Here is a 17930-nt window from a genome sequence, read left to right on the forward strand (position 1 = left end):
ACCGCCGGACCCCGTCAACACCGCGGACGCCCACGTCGTCGCCACCGAGCACGCCGCGCACGTCGATTTTCGTGACGCGCCCCGGCTCGGCCGGCCCCTCGCCCTGTCACTGCAATCCTCGCCCCGACCGCGATCGCCGACCACGACGAATCCAGAGCCTGCGGCCGAGCATGCATGCCTTTGCGACGCGCGGACGAGCGCCGCCGAATTTCTCGCTCGACCGCCGCGACATCGGAGCCGGGCGCCTGTCATCCCTCCCGGGACCTGGGCACCGCGCCCGTCGATATGCGCACGGGCGACCTCCGAACCGCCTCATGTCGCCTCCGCGCATCGGCCAACGACTCGACCCTGCGGCCGCGCCTCGCCCGATCGCGCACTCACTGCACCCTTCGCCCGCCTCCTCGCGGTGCCCACATGTGCACGATCCGCACGCCCGCAGGGTAGCCGCGTTCGCACCGGCTCACCAGCGACCCGCGTTCGCGCGGGCTCGAGCGCGTGGGTCATCGCCAAGACATTTGTCTGATTGGACATGTCCATGAGGGCATGCACCACCGCGCGGGCGGCCCGGCGTCGCGAAGATCGCGCTCGCGGGCGAGGGGGACAGCGGTTATCATCGGGGAGTGAGGCGGCGAGCGTGCGTGCAAGGGCTGATGGGGTCGCTCGGGCTCGCGTGCGCGGGCACGAGGGCGGGCCTGCCTGCGCCGGCCGGAGCGGGTCGGTCGGACCCGAATTCGCCCGCCGCGAGCCCGCCGGGCGGGCCGTCGTCGCCGCTGTACGCGGCGGGCTTCCGCTTCGGTCGCGTGGTGCAGGGGAGTGAGCACCCGGACGAACTCGTCATCGAACCCGATGGCCCGCGACGCATGACGGACGGCCTTGGGATCCGCGCGCCCACGGTCGGTGCGATCGCGGAGCATCAGGCCGAACTGGCTGCGGCGGCGAGGATCCCCGTGCTCGAGGTCCAGCAGCCGCTGAGCGATCTGCGGGCGCTCACCGGCCTGACGAACGTGGCGAGCCTGCGCGTGTCGTGTCGCGCGCGCGACTTGACGCCGCTGCAGGCGCTGTCGGGGCTCGTACACTTGCATCTCACGGCCGACTCGGTGCTGGGCGAGCCGACGAACGGATGGGCCCCGTTGCCGGCGCTGCGGCGGCTGTGTGTCCACGGGTACGTCGGGCCGCGCGGCCCGCTGCGGCTCGACTGGTTGCGTCATTTCCCGGGCCTGGAGTCGCTCGAGCTGGGGAGCGTGGTCGGCCGCCCCGTCGACCTCGACGGGTTGCGCTCGCTGCCGCGTCTGCAAGAGCTGCGGCTGACTCGATTCATCGTGGCCGATCTGCGGCCTCTCGCCGAGCTGCCCTCGCTCCGACGCGTCGTGATCGGTCACTCCCAGATCCGCTCGTTCCGCGGGCTCGAGGCGTGGGACGGCGCCGCCTCTTCGCTGGCGTTGGAGCTCGCAGGGTCGAACTTCGTCGCGGCGGAGCTGGCGAGCGCGGCCGCACGCGCGCCCCGGATCGCTGTCGCGGTGCCGACCGCCGATCCGCCGCCGCTGCCGCCGCCCGGCGAGTGGAGCCCGCGAGAGGAGGCGCCGCCGCTGCCGTCACCGCTGCACGAGGCGGGTCTTCGCCTCGCGCGACGGATCTTCCGCGACGACCTCCTGGCGCTCGACACCGACGACGAGCGGCCTCCGCTCGACCAGCCGGTGCTCGTCGCGCCCGATCTGGAAGTCGTCGCCGCGCACCGGGCGAGCCTGGCGAGGCTGCCCCACATCGCCGCGCTGATGGTCCAGGCGCCGGTGCTCGATCTGCGCCCGCTGGTCGGTCTCGACAACCTCGCCGGGCTGTGGGTCCATTGTGTGGATCCCGATCTCACGCCATTGCGGGCGCTGCCGCGGCTGGAACGATTGTATGTTCGCTGGGGATCGGTGGTGTGCCGACCCGCCGAGTTCGGGCCGCTGACGCGTCTGCGTCGGCTCGTGATCGCCGGATATGTCGGGCCCGACGGGGGCGAGGCCGATCTCGAGTGGCTGCGCGCGATGCCCCGGCTCGAGCGCCTCGAGATCGAGGGCGGCAGCGACCGCACGCTCGACCTCTCGGGGCTGACGAACCTCCACGAGCTACGAACGCTGCGCCTGCGCGGGTTTCGGATCGCGCAGCCGCGGCCGATCGGGGAGCTGCCGCAGCTCCAGGCGGTGGAGCTCGAAGACGGCGAGGTCGCGTCGCTCGCCGGTCTGTTGCCGTGGCGGGGCAAGTCGATGTCGCTCCGCCTGCGTGCGACGCGGGTCCCCGCGCGCGAGCTGGCGACGCTGCAGGCGCAGGCGCCCGGGCTGACGGTCGAGGTCCACGAGCCGGGGTGAGATCATTTGCGCCGCAGCCTCACCGTGAACCTGGGGCCGGGGTCGGCGCCGTCGGTGAAGAAGCCCGCGAGCGCGACCTCGGATTCGCCGGGCGGGAGCGTGATCCGGGTCCCCTGGACGAACGGCGCGATGGCCGAAGGTCGGTTGTCTTCGACGGAGACGAAGGTCAACACCGGCGCGGCGAACACCTGCCTGGAATCAGGAGGGACGACCAGATCGGTGTCGGTGGTCTTGACCCGCTCGGGCGGGAGCTGCCCGCCGCCCGCATCCCAGGTCGCGCTGAGGACCCGCACGGCGTGCTGCTTTCGCCGCACCATGAAGCCACCGTCGGGGCCGACCGGCTGGTCCCCGAAATCGGCGCGGGCGGGCTCGATGAATTCGACGCGGAGCCCCTCGAGGTAGGCGCGACCGCGGAACCCCTCGACGTCGAGCGCCGCGTCGTGCTGTGACCCGGCCATCTGGACGATGCAATGGAAGCTGAAGGCCCATCGATCGGCCGCCGACAGCGCCGCGGCACCTCCGAGCAACGCGCGGTCGGTCGACCCAGGGGAGTACTGCGGGCGGCCGGCCGGGACGTCGACGAGGCTGACGACGGGGTTGTTCTCGACGGACAGCGGGCCCGCGTACGCACGCGGCTGCTCCGGGTCTTCAGGGGCGACGATCGACCCTGCGCCGTCCATGAACTGGGCGAACAGCACGTTGACGGCCTGCCCGCCGGACACGAAGCCGCCGCGCAGGATGACGTGCTTCGCGGGAATGCCCAGAGTCCGGGCGAGCAATGCCAGCAGATCGGAGAAGTGCACGCAATTGCCGACGCGCCGGTCGTAGAGATCGAGCGCCGAGGCGGGCCGCCTGGCGTTGGGGTTGTAGTCGATACGGTCCCGGCCGCGAATCCCGCGGCGCAACGCGGCGGCGGCGTCGGTCCCCGATCGGGCGCCCCTGGCATACGCCGTGGCTCGCTCGGCGGCGCGATACTCCACGGCCGCCAGCCCGGCGGGAGGGGCGAGGCTGTGGAAGGCGCGAAGCACCGTCGATTGTAGCGACTGCACGCTGCCGTCGGCTCGGACGAGGTCCCAGCCGAGGACGTGGTCCTGCTGGCCGACGGCCGGACTGAGCAAACGCACCGCGACTTCGCCGGGACCGCCGGCCTCGACCTTCGTCTCCGCGAGCGGCAGTGAGCCGTTCACGGTCTGCTCGGAGACCCGCAGGACGGCCGGCTCGCCGACGTCGGCGAGGGTCACGGCGAGGGTCACGGGGGCGCTGCGAGGCACGAGGGCGCACGGCAATCCATCGACGGGCGCGTCGACCAGCGGGGTCGGCCCGCGCACGTCGAAGGCGACGATCCGCGGACCGACCGCGCCGATGCCGGGGTCCGGCGATTGCTCGACGGCCTCGGTGGTGGGAGACGGGGCCCGAGCGGCGAGCGAACGCTGGATGGGGAGCGACGAGCCCTGTTGTTGGAGCGTGTGCGTCAATTCGTGGGCGAGCAGGCGACGGCCGGCGGGTTGCTCGGGTCGGTACTCGCCCTGGTTGAAGAAGATGTCACGGCCGACGGTGAAGGCGCGGGCGTGGATCCGTTCGGCGAGGTGGGCCGCGCGAGCGTCGTCGTGCAGGCGCACGCGGTCGAGCCGGGCGCCGAAGCGCGACTGCATGAATTCCAGCGTGTCGCCGGCGAGCGGCCGTCCCTGGGCGGCGCGCGCCCGCTGGAGCGCGCGGTCGAAGCCGGACGGGGTGGCGCTCGCAGGAGCAGCCGCGCCGGGGCGCGGGGCGCGTTGAATGAGGTCGTCTTCGGCCTCCTGCTCGCACGCGGTGCACATGCGTCGAATCGTGAGGGGCGAGGGCGTCGCCGACGCGGCGACGGGCGGCGCTTCGGCTCGCATGACTCGGTCGGCCGCGGCGTCCGCCTCTCGTTCGAGCCGATCGCCCGGCGCCCCGAGGGTGAAGGCAAACGGCGCCGGTCCTGGGCCGGGCGGCGCGCCCTCGATACGCGAGGCCTTCGCCGCGGGGCTGGGCCTCCGCTGAATGGTGGCAGTATTCGGTCGGATCGCAGGTCGACGAATCAGCGGAGCGTAATTGGACATGGCGACTCCCGCAGTGCATGGAAAGCGACCTCGACCGCGGGGCATCCGGCGAGGTTTTTCGACGCTAGGCGACCAGCTTCTCCCGTGCAAGGCGCGAGTCCGGGCGACAGGACGGACCCCGGGCCGGTGCGCGCGACGCGGGCCGCGGGTGGTCATCGGCGGGTGAGTGCACAGACCCGTGCCGCGGACTTCGCTGAATCGCGCGTCGCCAAGGAGCGCCGCGGGACGCAGATCGCGTTCGGCTGGCCGGCCGGTCCCCGCGCGGCGTTCGCGGGCCGAATCACCGCAGCGGCACGCCGATTGGTGAAGCAGGTGCCGCGGCCGGGGCCTTCGCCACGAGCGCGAGGTAGGCCGTCGCGCGTTCACCACAACGCTGTAGGTCACAAACGGCAACCGAAGGTCCCGCGTCGTCCGCTCGTGGGAAGCACGGGGCCTGATGAGCGCCGGCGGCGTGGCGCTCGCGTGCAGTCTCTCGCTCGCCGGTGTGGCCACCTACACGGGGGCCGGTCTGCTCGAGACCCGCCGCGAAGCGCGTGCGCTTCACGGCATGAGAATTTGGTTGAGCACGGTGCCCATACTTTAAATTCCAGGATGCGGAGACAAGCGAACCGCGGGGAGAACCGCAATCAGGTATGCCACATGTCACCAGCGCCTGCCGCCGCGAGCGCCGGTGGCGCTGCCCTCGCCGCTGTCCGGGAACCTGTGCCGGAGGCTGCGGGTCGCTCCGGACTGCAAGCCCTGACCGCCATCGGCCACGGCGTTCGGGTCTCCGCCCTTGGCCACCACCACCGCCTGGTACCACTCCGCGGGCTTTGCCCATAACTCCTCGTCGTATTCATCATCGATCGACGTGACGACGAGCAAGGCGCAAGAAACCCTCATTTGCATCCGCCCGGCCCGTCGCTTTCCGGCGCGACGGCAGCGCTCAGCGCGTCGCCGATCGACGGGAGACCACAGCGCCCGCCTACGCGAGCGGCAGACTCGAATTGACCGAGTAGATCGGGCTCCTCCGACGTAATGTCGGACACGTCCCCCATTGGCGTGCACCCGGCCTCCTACATGCCCTAAAAGACATGTCTGAATCGGCCTCTCCGATGGCGACCCTCCCCCGCGCCTCACCGTCATCGCCCGAGCTGCGCCGACCCGCGGCCGCTCGCGGGCGTCGCCGTCGCCGGCCGCGTCCTCGCGTTCGCGTCACCCGGTGCGGCGGCCGACCGCGCGGGCCCGCCACGCCGATCTCATCCGTGTCCGCCCGACAGATCCACCGGGGTCTTGGCGCGTCGCGGCCAGACCCCGCCTGCGGACCGCTGCGGACGGGGTCTGCCTGCGCGATCGCGGTCGGGCAAAACTGCCCGCGCCGGGCGTCGGCGGCCTCGATATACTGCCTCGCTGGTGGAGGACCGGGCCTACGCCGATACGCTCGCGCTGACGCGCACCGCGGTCGCCGACGACCCGGTCGCGCCGCAGCCGCTCGACCCTGACGCCCCGCTCGAGCGCGGCCAGCTGCTCGGGCGTTACATCATCCTCGAGCGGGTCGGCGCCGGCGGCATGGGCGTCGTCTACGCCGCCTTCGACCCCGGCCTCGACCGCAAGGTCGCGCTCAAGCTGCTCGGCCGGCCCGAGGGCAAGCGCGAGGACGACAGCCACGGCCCCGGGGCTCGCCTGCGGCGCGAGGCCAAGGCCCTGGCCCGGCTGGCCCACCCCAACGTGGTCGGCGTCCACGACGCGGGCGAGGTCGACGGCCGCGTCTACGTCGCCATGGAGTTCGTCCCCGGCGTCACCCTGCGCCACTACCTGGCCGAGCACAAGCTGCCCTGGCGCGACGTCCTCGCCCTGTTCGTCGCCGCCGGCCGCGGCCTGCAGGCGGCCCACGCCGCCGGCCTGGTCCACCGCGACTTCAAGCCCGAGAACGTGCTCGTCGGCGACGACGGCCGCGTGCGCGTGCTCGACTTCGGCCTGGCCCGCACCAGCGAGCTCGAAGAGCCAGGTCCCGAAGGACATGTCCCGAAGGCCAGCGGCGACGCCCCGCCGCCGTGGGCCTCCGGCCTGCGCGAGCGCCTCCCTCTCGAGGCCTCGGGCCTGCGCGAGCGCCTCCCCCTCGAGGCCTCCGGCCTGCGCGAGCTGCTGCCCGAGGCCTCGGGCGCCCACTTCGACATCGGCTCGCTGGTCAGCGTCGACAGCCGCCTCACCCGCGTAGGCGCCCTGGTCGGCACCCCCGCGTACATGGCCCCCGAGCAGTTCATGGGCCTGCCGACCAGCCCGCGCACCGACCAGTTCAGCTTCTGCGTCGCCCTGTGGGAGGCGGTCCACGGCGCCCACCCGTTCGGCGACGGCGGGGCGGTGGCGCTGCTGCAGGCGATCTCCCGCGGCAAGCTGCGACCTATCCCGAGAGACAAGCGCACCCCGGCCTGGCTGCCGCGCGCGCTGGCCCGCGGCCTCAGTGTCGACCCGCGCGCGCGCTGGCCCGACGTCGGCGCCCTGCTCGACGTGCTCGAGCGCCGGGCCCTGCGCTCGCGGCGAGCCCGGCGCTCCGGCGCCGCCGGCCTCGCCCTCGGCCTGCTCCTCGGCGCCGGCGTGTGGGGCTACGCCCAGTCCGACGGCGACGACGAGGTGTGCCGCGGCGGCGCCCTCGCCCTCGCCGGTGCGTGGGACCCGACCCGCCGGGCCCAGGTCCACACCGCCCTGCTCGCCACCGGCCGCGCTCACGCCCGCGCCACCGCCGACCGCGTCGTCGCCACCCTCGACGCCTGGACCGCCGCCTGGCTGGCCGCCCACGCCGACGCCTGCCGGGCCACCCACGTCCGCCACGAGCAGTCGCAAGGCCTGCTCGACCTGCGCATGACCTGCCTCGACGAGCGCCGGCGCGAGCTCGCGGCCCTCACCGACCTGCTCGTTCGGACAGGTCCCGACGTCGAGGGCCGCGCAGTCCAGGCGGCCGCCGCCCTCACCCCGGTGCAGCGCTGCTCCGACCCGGCGGCTCTCGCCGCCCCGGCCGCCCCGCCGGCCGACCCCGCCGCGCTGGCCCAGATCCTCGCCGTCCGCCAGCAGCTCGCCGACGCCAAGGCGCTGTTCGACGCCGGCCGCTTGCCCGACGGCCTCGCCCGCGCCGAGGAGGCCGCCGCCACCGCCGCCCTCCTCGATCACCCCCCGCTCGCCGCCGAGGCGGCCTACATCCTCGGCCTGCTGCAGAACCGCACCCGCGACCCGCGGGCCGCCGAGGTCACCCTGACCCGCGCCGCCCTCGCCGCCGTGGCCGCCCGGCTCGACGAGCTGGCCGCGCGCGCCATGGTCGAGCTCATCGCCTGCGTCGGCGTCTACCAGAGCGGCACCGACGAGGCCGTGCGCTGGTCCGAGCTCGCCGGCGCCATGGTCCAAAGGCTAGGTCCCGAAGGACATGTCCTCGAGGCCAAGCGGCTCGGCCACACCGGCATCGTCCGCCAGATCCGCGGCGAGTTCGCGGCCGCGCGCGAGCTCCACGAGCGCGCCCTCGCCCTGCTCGACCGCCCCGAGCGGCCCGACCCGCAGGCGCTGATCGGCACCCTGAGCAACCTCGGCAACACCCTCACCGAGCTAGGCCTGCACGTCGAGGCCGAGGCCACCCACCGCCGCGCGGTCGCCCTCGCCGAGGAGTTCTTCGGCCCCGATCACCCGCACACCGCCATGCTCACCGGCAACCTCGCGGCCGCCCTGACCGACACCGGCCGCGACGAGGAGGGCGCCGAGCTGCACGCCCGCGCCCTGGCGATCAAGGAGCGCGCGCTCGGCCCGGACCACCTGTCGGTCGCCGCGTCGCTCCGCCACATCGCCCGGATCCGCCTGCGCCAGGGCGCGCTCGGCGAGGCGCAGGCGATCCTCCGCCGCGCCCTGGCGATCCGCGAGCGCACCCTCGGCCCGACCCACCCCGAGCTCGCCGACCTGCTGCACGACCTCGGCGAGGCCGCCCGCCGCGAGCGCCGCTTCGCCGCCGCGCAGGCGCTGTTCCGCCGCGCCCTGGCGATCGCCGAGCCCCGCGGCGACAGCCACCCCCAGGTCATGCCGCTGCTGCTCGGCCTCGGCCGCACCGCCCTCGACGCCGGCGACCCCAGGGCCGCCCGCGAGCCGCTGCGCCGCGCCCTCGCGGCCGAACCGAAGGACCACGCCCCCGCCCGCCCCGAGGTGGCCGCTCGCCTGCGCCTGCACCTCGCCGAGGCGCTGTGGCCCGACCCTCCCGCCCGCGCCGAAGCCCGCGCCCTGGCCACCGAAGCCCGCACCCTGCTCGGCCCCGGCGACGGCTTCGCCCCGCTGCGCCGCGAACTCGACGCCTGGCTCTCGGGACATGTCCTATAATAAAAGAGACCCGCCGCGGCCGCACTCGCCTCTCCGCGGATTCCGCGGACTCAGCGTTCAAGCCCGACGAATCAGCGAGACGATCGGCTGACTCTCGGGACAGATATTGCGCGTGGCACCGCAGGAGCACGCCTGCTACTCTGACTCCGTGGCCATATCTCGGGCTCTCCGCCCCGTCTCGCCCCTCTGCTCCTCGCTCGCCCTGACGCTCGTCGCCTGTCGCCCCGCCGCGAGCCCGTCGACGGCCGCGACCACCCAGCCGACCGCTGGCCTCGATACGCCGCCCGGCGCCAGCCAGTCCGGGGCACAGAGCGGCCCCGCCGGCGCCGACGAGCCGCGCGGCTCCCTCGACAAGGACGAAATCCGCAAGATCGTCCGCGCCGGGCTCGCCGATGTCCGCGCCTGTTACAACGCAGGCCTGAGCAGCGACCCCGAGCTCACCGGCCGCGTGGCGATTCACTTCACGATCGCCGGCGACGGCAAGGTCGCCCAGGTGTGGTCCAGGAGTCGACCCTGCCTGCCTGGGCGCGCTCGGTCGCCGACTGCATCGCCGCCGTCGCAGGTCGATGGCAATTCCCTCCGCCCGAGGGCGGCGGCACCATCACCGTCCTCTACCCCTTCGTGCTCGTGCCGGGGTGACGCGTCCCGCGGACGAACCGGGCCCGCGGATCTCGGGTGGCGGCCGACGCTCTGCGCCGCGAGCTCGCCCCCCGGCTCTCGGGACATGGACCCCCGAGGATGGCGGCCCATGACTGTGTGACGCGTCCTCAGGCCCCTGCGGCCGTTCGCGGGAACGAGGGGCAGCCTCGCAATCTTGCGATCATGAATTGCGCGCATGCGACACCTCGTCTGGTCATTTCGCGCCGCGTCGTGCCACCCTGCCGCGCCCATGGTCCGACTCGCCCGACTCTGTGCATTCACCCTGCTCCTCGCCTGTGACGGCGGCGCCCCCCCGGCCGCCGACAAGCAGCCCGGCGCCGACAAACCCGCCGACAAACCCGCCGACAAACCCGCCCGCGAGGAGGCCAAGGACCGCAGTCAGACCCCGCTCGTCACCACCAGGGAGACCGTAGGCGGCCTCGCCGTCTCGATCGACATCCCGGCCGGCCTCAAGCGCGACGCCAACGAGCACGACAAGTACGTCAACTGGACCTTCACCGACGGCAACCCCTTCATGGAGCCCTCGATCACCATCAAGTTCGTCGAACCGATGATGGCCCCGAAGGACCTGCCCGCGTTCGTCCGCAGCGCCACCCCGAAGACTCAGGACAACCCGCCGCCGGTCGTGGTCCGCCAGGAAGAGCTGCCCGGCGGCGGCATGATCGTCGTCGCCGAGCGCAGCGACCGCCTGTTCTTCAAGGTCGACGCGCTCCACCGCAACGGCGACAAGCTGGTCCGCTGCACGCTGCTCCAGCGCACCGGCACCGGCAAGCCCGACGACCTGCCGATCCCCGGCTACCCGGCCACCCGCGCCTGGGCCGAGAAGATCTGCGAGTCCGTGAAGATCGAGTGAGAGCCATCCGGTACCGCCGCGAGCGCGTCCCAGGGCCGCCGAAGGGGAGCGCCTCTCGACCTCGTCGCATGCTCGCCCCGTCGTGCTAGCGGAGGCCGTACCGCGGCCGGGCCACGCTCACGGCTCGCGGTCTCGCATCGCCTCCGCCGACTGGACCCGGACCGACACCGTGCCCTCCATGCCGGCGACCTCGACGGAGATCCGGCCCGCGCACGCATGCCAGCCGGCGCCGCTGCCGACCTCCAGCGCACCGCAGCCGCGCAGCTTCGCGGCGACGGCTTTCGCCCCGCCGACGCCCGGCGGTGGCGCCTGACCCAAAATAGGCGGCAGCACCTGGCCCTCGAACACCACGCCGCCGATCTCCGCGAACGGCGCGAGCACCGTCGACATCCCCCCGTCGCTGTCGGTGAAGGCCACGAAGTACGGGCCGGCGTACGCGTTCGCCTCGGAGAAGCCGGGGCGCACCGTCAGCCCGGCAGCCGCCGCGGCCGCCTCGCACTGCGCGCGCGTCATCCCGACCGCGAACGGCCCGATCCCGACATCCGCGACCAGGCGCGGCACGCCGCCCTCGAACCCCGGAGGCTGCACCGCGGGCTCGCAAGCGGCAGCGAGACCGACGAGCACGAGGCAGCAGAAGCGGCGGGCCGGCATGCCGACCACCTTACCAACGCCGGCGGCCTCCCCCCAGCCACGCACGCGCCGACAGCTCGAGGCCCCCGGGCCCCACGTCCGTCCAGGGCGGCGACCTGCACCGCGCCGTTGCGCCCGCAGCCGCCTCCTGGCCACCTCCGCCGTCAGCAGCGACCTGCATTGCCCCGTCGCGCTCGCGGCCCCCTCCTCGCCCCCTCGCCGCGTCCTCCGCCCCATGCGCAGCTGCCTGCGCCGCCCCGTTGCGCTCGCGGCCCGCTTTTTGCCACCCTCCCCGCATGCTCCGCCCCGCCGTCGCCCTCCTCGCCGCCTCGCTCCTCGCCTGCGCCGGCGAGGCCGCGAAGCCGGTCGCCCCCGAGGTCGCCGCACCCGCTGCTTCACCGCCTGCGCCCGCGCCCGCCCCACCTGTCCCCGAGGACAGCCCGCCCCCCGCGCTCGAGCGCGCCAGCGTCTCGGTCGGCGGCCACAGCATCGCGGTGCACTTCAAGCGCCCGGCGGCGCCGTGGGGCGCGATCGTCCTCGTCCACGGCCGCACCTGGAGCGCCCTGCCCGACTTCGACCTGCAGGTGCCCGGCGCGCGCGTCTCCTTGATGGACAACCTCGCCGCCGAGGGCCTCGCGGTGTACGCAGTCGACCTGCGCGGCTACGGTGCCACCGCCCGCGACCCCAGCGGCTACACCGACCCGATCCAGGCCGCCGACGATCTCGCCGCAGTGGCCGGCCTCGCCGGCGCCGACCTCCCGACCCGGCCCGCAGTGCTCGGCTGGTCGCTCGGGGCCCGCGTCGCCGCGCTCGCGGCCCAGCGCCACGCCGACGCCTTCGGTCCCGTGATCCTCTACGGCTCGCCGTGCCCGCCCAAGGCCCCGCCGAGCCCGCCCGCCACGCCACCGGGACCGCCGACCAGGGCCAGCAACACCGAGGTCGCCGCGCGCTCCGACTTCATCACCCCCGACGCCCTCGAGCCCGGAGTCGCCGACGCCTTCGTCGCCGCGGCCCTGGCCGCCGATCCGGTCAAGGCCGACTGGCGCGACCTCCACGTGTGGGCCGACTTCACCCAGCTGCGCGCGCCCGTGCTGGTGATCCACGGCGACCGCGACCCGGTCGTCACTCCGTCGTGCCTGCAAGAGCGACTGGCACAGCTCCCGGGCGGCGCCCAGCTCGAAACGCTCGCCGGCTACGACCACGCGGCCCACCTCGAGCGCGCGGCCCCGCGGTTCGTCGCCGCGGTGGTCGGCTTCGTCCGCAAACACAGCGCCCCGCGCGGCTGAATCCCCGGCGCGCCGCGACAGGCCGAGCAGCAATCTAAAAATTTGACGAAGACGCGGGTCTTCGATGGATCGAGACCGTCGTCCACGCGCATCGGTCTCCGCTCTTCCCGCACACGGAGTTGCCCGGGCAATGGTCGCGGAGAACACGCTGCGGCCACATGGAGACGCAAGCGCGACGCGTGAACACGCAATTGATCTCCCCCGCGCCGACACCATTCGAATGGACCGCATCGAAAGCGTAACCCATGAAAAAAACGATAAGCACCTGATCTTTGTCTCTCTGCTGCTCCCGGGCGTGGCCCTCGCCGCCACCAAGGCCACCGGGATCTGGGAGGGCATCGCCTACAATGCCGACGGGCTCGCCGACCTCGATTACGAGGCTCGACTGGTCATGAACTGCGGTGCGACCGAGGGCACCGCCGAATACACCTATTTCAACCTGAACGACTTCGTCTGCGAGAGCACCCTGACGCTCGAGAGCAGCTCGACCAACTCGTGGACTTACTATAACGAGACGAGCACCCCCAACTGTGGTGACGGCCGGGTGACGCTGACCTGGTATGCCAGCCGACCCGACTCGATCCACTTCCAGTGGCTGAACCTCAACGACGAGGTCGAAACGCACGCCTGGCTGCCGCTGGCCGGCTCGCTCGTCTGCCCCGTCGTTCCCTGACGAGTCTCGCCCCACGGCGCCCCACCCATCGCCAATCATTCGCTCGGCGGCGCGGCTGCAGGCACAACCGACCCGGCAGCCGCGCTCGTCGACGGGCCCCACGAGACAACCTCATGTCGACCTTCTCCACCCTCTATCCCGCCTTGCCGATCGCCGAGCTCGTCCAGCTCTCGCTCGCCACCACCGCCGCGACTGTCATGAAAATCCTCCGCCGCGGCCACGCCGAGAGCCTCGAGGAGGTCGCCGCCCTGCTGTCCCCGGCCGCGATCCGGGCGCAGGCCGCCGTCGCCGAGCGCTCCGGCGAGCTCGCCCGGCGCAGGTTCGGCCGCGCGATCCGCCTGTTCGCCCCGCTCTACCTGTCCAACGAGTGCGTCAACGTCTGCACCTACTGCGGCTTCTCGCGCACCAACCAGATCCCGCGCATCACGATCTCCGTCGAACAGGCGGTGCGCGAGGTCCGGCTGCTGCGCGCCCGCGGCATCGGCTCGCTGCTGATCGTCGCCGGCGAGCACCCGAAGTTCGTGTCGAACGGATTCGTCGAGGAGGTCATCCGCGCGGTCCTGCCGATCATGCCCGACGTGTCGATCGAGATAGGTCCGCTCGAGAGCCCGGCCTACGCGCCGATGGTCGCGGCCGGCTGCGCCGGCCTGGTGGTGTATCAGGAGACCTACCACGAGCCGAGCTACCGCGCCGTCCACACCGCGGGCCCGAAGAAGCGCTACCACTGGCGCATGGACGCCGCCGAGCGGGGCCTCGCCGCGGGCTTCCGCCGGCTGGGCATCGGCGCGCTCTACGGCCTTCACGACTTCCGCTTCGAGGCGCTGTCGCTGGCCGCCCACGCCGACCACTTGCGAAGCACCTGCCCCGAAGTTCAGCTTGCGATCAGCGTCCCGCGCCTGCGCCCGGCCGCCGGCGCGTTCCAGCCCGACCCGCGCCACGTCCCCGGCGACTCCGAGTTCCTCGCCATCATCTGCGCGCTGCGCCTGTTCCTGCCCGAGGCCGACATCATCGTCTCGACCCGCGAGTCGGCCGAGCTGCGCGACCGCATGGTCTCGATCGGCGTGACCACCATGAGCGCCGGCGCCAGCACCGAACCCGGCGGCTACAGCGATTTCGAACAGGACGGCTGGACCCCCGCCCGCGACCAGCCCGGCGAGCAATTTCACATCGCCGACGAACGCCCACCCCACGCGGTGGCCGAGATGATCCGCCGCCGCGGCTACCTGCCGATCTGGCAGGGGATTTGACCACCGCTGCATCAGCAGCATCCACACGTTCCGCCGCCGCTCACGGCCCCCGCGCGGTCGAGCGAGTCATCGCAATCGCCCTCCCGCGTAGCCACCCCAGCAGCGAGCCCGGCTCGCCGCCCCCGCTCACCGCCCCGCGCGACCCTCGTCGCGGATCGCTCGCAAGCGCCGCAGCAGCGCCACGACCTGGCCCGACGCGACCACCGACGCGAAGTGCCCGCCGACGAAGCGGTCGGTGCGAAGATGCATCGTGATCAGCCTGCAGACATCGATCAGCGGCGCGCGGGCCAGCGCCTCCGGATCGCGCTGGTAGTGCTCCGCCTCGGCGCGCCACGCCGGCAGGTCGAACGCGACGACGAAGCCCGGTCGCGCGAGCACCTGCTGCAGCTGCCGGACCTCGGGCGCGTCGACCAGGCGCGGCAACCACGAGCCCTCCCGCGCCCACCGACTGGCCTGAAAGTCCGGACGCTCGAGCACCGGCAAGAACGCCAGAGCAGCGTCGATGTCCGCCGCGGATGGAGCCGGAGGACCGCCTGCCTCGACCATGCGCTCGAGAGGACCACGAGCCGCCGCCCCTGGCAACCGCCGCGCTCGCGCATCAACGCAGGCGCCGGTCCGCTCGACACGTCCCGGCGTCGAGATACACCGCAGCGTCCGCCACGTCGGCAGTGACGAACGTGCGCCCCTGCACCGCCAGGTTGAGCGCCGGCAGCTGTTCGGTCAGCAGGTCTGCCGGACACGCCACGCTGCAATCGACCTGCCTGTCGCTGGCGCCGGTGACCGACATCCGCCCCGAGGCCCAGACCTGACCGGGCGCGTGCGGGCGCGCCCACAGGCCCGTGCAGCGCGAGCAGCGGCGCGTGCTGCCGTCGCTGCAGCGCTCCTCCTGCGCGCTCTTCTCGCCGCACTCGATCGTCAACGTGTAGGCCGCCTCGCCGTAGTACGCGGCCTTGCGCGTGACCTCGAAGACGGGCCGCTCTGCGAGCGTGGCGAAGGAGCCGAGGCCGAAGACCCCGTCCGTCTGCCAGCGCCCCCGGGCATCGCGGGCGAACACATCGCCGTGCGGTCCAGAGGTCGAGATCCCGCTCGCAGTGATTTCGACCGCCTCGAAGCGCACTGTCTTGACGTCGCCTTCGATCTCCGCGACCTCGCGCGCGCGGCCGAAGAACCCGTCGTCTTCCCACGCCCCGCGGACCGAGAAGCAGCGGTCGCCGCGGGCCCGGACCCACAGCTTGGACCGACCGGCCGCGAGCCGCCGGAACTCCGCCCAGCGCTCGGGCGTCGCGCTGCCCTCCCGATGCTCGACGAGCTCGGGCATCACCGCCACCGCCCACGCCCAGCGCGCCGCGAGGTCCATCGCCTGCACCTCGGCGAGCAACCCTGCCGCCGGGTCGACCTGCCCCGCGGGCTGCTGCGCCGGCGCTGCCTCCCGCGCCGCCTCGCCCTGTCCCTGCGCCGCTGCCGGCGCGGGCGAGGACGTCGCGCCGGGCGTCACGCTCTGCGCCGCCCCGCCCGGCGCGACGGCGCAGGCCAGCGCGACTGCAGGACCGACGAGAACGCTGCGAGCTCGCATCATCGCGCCGAACGCGGTCACGCGCGCCGATATTCCCCGCGAGGCGCATGCACAGCCCACACCTCGCCGAATGTGCTCATGCGCCGTCCTCGACACATACGACGACATCCTCCGAAGTACGCCCCCGGCCCGCTCACCCGTGTTCCTGGGCGATCAGGCACAGCCGGCCGTCCTGCTCGTACACCAGGGCCCACGCGTTTACGTCGCTGTCGCGGAAGAACCACACCCGCGCGCCCTCGTCGGGGGCCGGCTGGAACTCAGCGCGCTCCCCGGCGACAAACGCGGTCACACGGACGCGCAGCGGTGGCAGCACCTCTTCGTCGTCGCCACCGATGAACCACTCGAATTCCTCGCGCCAGCCCGCATCGGCGACTGCATCCTCGGGCGTCGCCAGGCCGAGACGCGCGACGATGGCGTCGACCTCGGCGGCATCGCAAGGGAGCGCGACGTGGTGTCGATCGAACACACCGGTGCCGCCGCTGTAATAGCGCAGGTCGTAACGCAGACCCTCGACCCTGCGCGGCGCCGGCAGACCGAGCAGCCCCGCCACCAGTGCCAGGCCGCGCTGGCGCCGCGACGGGTCCTCGTCCGCATCGCAGAACCGCCGCTCCACGTCGTCGTAAGGGTGAAGATCGGAGCTCACGCGCCCAGCATGACGGACCCACGCACCGATGACCAGCGCGTCACCCACGAGGCCGAGCTACAGCGAGCTCGACCGCCGGCTCCGGGGCCCGGCTCAAGCCCGACTGACAGTGTTCGCGAAATTCCTCCTCGACCCCCAAGACAACGGCGAGGCGCGCGAGATCGAGACGCCGCAGCAGGTCGGTAGTGATCGGCCGCTTCGCGTCCCAAAACACGAACGCCGAAAAAAACTCCTGCGCCACCGACGACCCCAGCAGCCGACCCAGCAGCTGCGCCTCGGCCTCGGAGGCGCAGGGCAAGAAGTAACAGGTGTCGTCCAGCACCACGGGCTTCCCCGCGAACGGACCTATCACCTTGAAGTCGAGCTTCTTGTACAACCCCGAGATCGCGACCTTCCAGGGCGAGAACGTGTAGTCGCCCACGCCGAACACCGAGAAGGGCGGCTTGCCCTTGTAGATCGAGCTCGCGCGCCTGTCGAAACGGGCCCTGTGCCGGCTCAAGTACGCCCAGGTCTTCGGCGCCGACTTCGCGATCCGGCCCGTGTCCTCGCCCACGAACGTCTGCGTGACGATCATCCAGCGCCGCGGCACGGGCTGCCCCTCGCGGGCCACGTCCGAGCTCTTCAGCATCGGATACAAAAACCGCCCCTCGATGTCGACGCTCCGCCCTTCGCCGTCGATGAACCCGCCGTCCTCGGCGCGCGCCAGCTCCATCACCGCGGCGCAGTCGTGCTTCACGCCCGATCGCCACTTGTAGTGCGATTCGCCGACGAGCGACTTCCAACGGTCGTACAGCCCCGTATCGGCGATCAGCGCGCCGTCACGGTGCCCCAAGGACCCCGACGGGCTCGTCGCGCGCAGGGACGGAAACACTGCGCAGACCTGCCGCTCCGAGGCCCCCCCGATCTCACAGACGAACAGGCACGCATCCACGCCGGCCCCGAAGTGCTTCGCGCTGTCGATCCGGTGCATCGCCGCCGCCCCTATTTTAAACTCGCGCTGCCACCCGAACAGCAGCACCTTGCGCGCGACGGCCGTCTTGCACAGCATGGCGATCGTCGCCCGCCGCCCCTCGAGCCACGACATGAGCTTGACGAGCATCCACTCGGAGATGTCGAAGTTGCTCTTGCCGGTGATCGCATCGAGCCCCGCGCGTCCGTGGAAGTTGGCCTTCTCCGGGATGTTGTGGCTCTTCAGGTAACCCAGGTCGGCGCTCGTCACCCAGGGCGGATTGCCCACGAACAGGATCGGCTCCGGCAGGCCGGCGATCCACGACGGCCAGTCCGCTTCAAAAAAGTTCGCGCGCTCGACTCTGGCTCGTACGCTCTCACCGAGCTCGGCGATCCTGGCCCTCGCGACGCCCACGTACGCCTCGTTGACCTCCATCCCGTGGGCCACCCGGATGTCCGGGAACGCATTCAAGGTAGCCACGAGCAAGTTCCCGACCCCGCAGGTCGGCTCGACGACGGAGCCCGGAGCGACGCCTCGGGACGAGAGCAGCGCGCAGACCTCGTCGGCGAGCCCCATCGGAGTCTGAAAATCCCCGAACTCGACCTTGCCGGCGTCGCTGCGTAACTTGCCCACTCGCCTCCTCGCCAGACCTCACGCGCCG

General features: G+C 72.7%; 14 protein-coding genes. 7 read left to right on the forward strand and 7 right to left on the reverse strand.

The genetic code is table 11. From position 1 onward, the window contains the following. The first annotated feature begins 860 nt into the window (after positions 1-860). On the forward strand, positions 861-2348 hold the full coding sequence (locus tag OV090_RS37265) for a hypothetical protein (RefSeq protein ID WP_267709485.1): 1488 nt from the start codon (positions 861-863) through the stop codon (positions 2346-2348). 2 nt (positions 2349-2350) lie between these two features. On the opposite strand, the gene OV090_RS37270 is transcribed toward OV090_RS37265, so the two are convergent. Then, the gene (locus OV090_RS37270; protein ID WP_267709486.1) at positions 2351-4165 is read right to left on the reverse strand and encodes a DUF4157 domain-containing protein; all 1815 of its coding nucleotides are present in this window, start codon (positions 4163-4165) and stop codon (positions 2351-2353) included. A gap of 906 nt (positions 4166-5071) precedes the next feature. After that, entirely contained in the window at positions 5072-5293 is a 222-nt protein-coding gene (locus OV090_RS37275; protein ID WP_267709487.1) for a hypothetical protein, read from the reverse strand. 528 nt (positions 5294-5821) lie between these two features. On the opposite strand from OV090_RS37275, the gene OV090_RS37280 reads away from it, so the two are divergent. The 3 genes from OV090_RS37280 (at position 5822) to OV090_RS37290 (ending at position 10268) form a co-directional block, all read left to right on the forward strand. Then, on the forward strand, positions 5822-8755 hold the full coding sequence (locus tag OV090_RS37280; RefSeq protein ID WP_267709488.1) for a serine/threonine-protein kinase: 2934 nt from the start codon (positions 5822-5824) through the stop codon (positions 8753-8755). 495 nt (positions 8756-9250) lie between these two features. Then, the gene (locus OV090_RS37285; protein ID WP_267709489.1) at positions 9251-9394 is read left to right on the forward strand and encodes a hypothetical protein; all 144 of its coding nucleotides are present in this window, start codon (positions 9251-9253) and stop codon (positions 9392-9394) included. A 250-nt stretch (positions 9395-9644) separates the two neighbouring features. Further along, positions 9645-10268, forward strand: coding sequence for a hypothetical protein (locus OV090_RS37290; protein ID WP_267709490.1), 624 nt, complete (start codon positions 9645-9647; stop codon positions 10266-10268). 117 nt (positions 10269-10385) lie between these two features. Here OV090_RS37290 and OV090_RS37295 read toward each other — a convergent pair whose 3' ends face one another. Beyond that, positions 10386-10919 (reverse strand): hypothetical protein, encoded by a 534-nt coding sequence (locus OV090_RS37295; protein ID WP_267709491.1) that lies wholly within the window; start codon positions 10917-10919, stop codon positions 10386-10388. A 275-nt stretch (positions 10920-11194) separates the two neighbouring features. On the opposite strand from OV090_RS37295, the gene OV090_RS37300 reads away from it, so the two are divergent. The 3 genes from OV090_RS37300 (at position 11195) to OV090_RS37310 (ending at position 14104) form a co-directional block, all read left to right on the forward strand. Continuing rightward, positions 11195-12184: an alpha/beta hydrolase gene (locus OV090_RS37300; protein ID WP_267709492.1), complete on the forward strand. Its 990-nt coding sequence runs from the start codon at positions 11195-11197 to the stop codon at positions 12182-12184. A gap of 130 nt (positions 12185-12314) precedes the next feature. Then, positions 12315-12857, forward strand: coding sequence for a hypothetical protein (locus tag OV090_RS37305; RefSeq protein WP_267709493.1), 543 nt, complete (start codon positions 12315-12317; stop codon positions 12855-12857). Between the two features lie 113 nt (positions 12858-12970). Further along, positions 12971-14104, forward strand: coding sequence for a radical SAM protein (locus tag OV090_RS37310; protein WP_267709494.1), 1134 nt, complete (start codon positions 12971-12973; stop codon positions 14102-14104). A gap of 126 nt (positions 14105-14230) precedes the next feature. On the opposite strand, the gene OV090_RS37315 is transcribed toward OV090_RS37310, so the two are convergent. The 4 genes from OV090_RS37315 to OV090_RS37330 form a co-directional block, all read right to left on the reverse strand. Beyond that, positions 14231-14650, reverse strand: coding sequence for a DUF6508 domain-containing protein (locus OV090_RS37315; protein ID WP_267709495.1), 420 nt, complete (start codon positions 14648-14650; stop codon positions 14231-14233). Positions 14651-14702: 52 nt separating this feature from the next. After that, a complete protein-coding gene (locus OV090_RS37320) occupies positions 14703-15698 on the reverse strand; it encodes a hypothetical protein (protein ID WP_267709496.1) in 996 nt (331 codons plus the stop codon). A gap of 112 nt (positions 15699-15810) precedes the next feature. Further along, complete coding sequence (locus OV090_RS37325; protein WP_267709497.1) at positions 15811-16368, reverse strand: hypothetical protein; 558 nt, start codon at positions 16366-16368, stop codon at positions 15811-15813. Beyond that, positions 16361-17845: a hypothetical protein gene (locus OV090_RS37330; protein WP_267709498.1), complete on the reverse strand. Its 1485-nt coding sequence runs from the start codon at positions 17843-17845 to the stop codon at positions 16361-16363. The genes OV090_RS37325 and OV090_RS37330 overlap by 8 nt, the downstream gene beginning before the upstream one ends. Between the last annotated feature and the right edge of the window lie 85 nt (positions 17846-17930).

It is taken from the genome of Nannocystis sp. RBIL2, assembly GCF_026626745.1.
Classification (GTDB): domain Bacteria; phylum Myxococcota_A; class Polyangia; order Nannocystales; family Nannocystaceae; genus Nannocystis.

Coding starts and splice junctions, on each gene's coding strand:
- OV090_RS37265 (WP_267709485.1), top strand. CDS start 861: ATGACGGACGGCCTTGGGATCCGCGCGCCCACGGTCGGTGCGATCGCG.
- OV090_RS37270 (WP_267709486.1), bottom strand. CDS start 4,165: ATGTGCACCGCGTGCGAGCAGGAGGCCGAAGACGACCTCATTCAACGC.
- OV090_RS37290 (WP_267709490.1), top strand. CDS start 9,645: ATGGTCCGACTCGCCCGACTCTGTGCATTCACCCTGCTCCTCGCCTGT.
- OV090_RS37295 (WP_267709491.1), bottom strand. CDS start 10,919: ATGCCGGCCCGCCGCTTCTGCTGCCTCGTGCTCGTCGGTCTCGCTGCC.
- OV090_RS37300 (WP_267709492.1), top strand. CDS start 11,195: ATGCTCCGCCCCGCCGTCGCCCTCCTCGCCGCCTCGCTCCTCGCCTGC.
- OV090_RS37305 (WP_267709493.1), top strand. CDS start 12,315: ATGGTCGCGGAGAACACGCTGCGGCCACATGGAGACGCAAGCGCGACG.
- OV090_RS37310 (WP_267709494.1), top strand. CDS start 12,971: ATGTCGACCTTCTCCACCCTCTATCCCGCCTTGCCGATCGCCGAGCTC.
- OV090_RS37315 (WP_267709495.1), bottom strand. CDS start 14,650: ATGGTCGAGGCAGGCGGTCCTCCGGCTCCATCCGCGGCGGACATCGAC.
- OV090_RS37330 (WP_267709498.1), bottom strand. CDS start 17,845: ATGGGGCTCGCCGACGAGGTCTGCGCGCTGCTCTCGTCCCGAGGCGTC.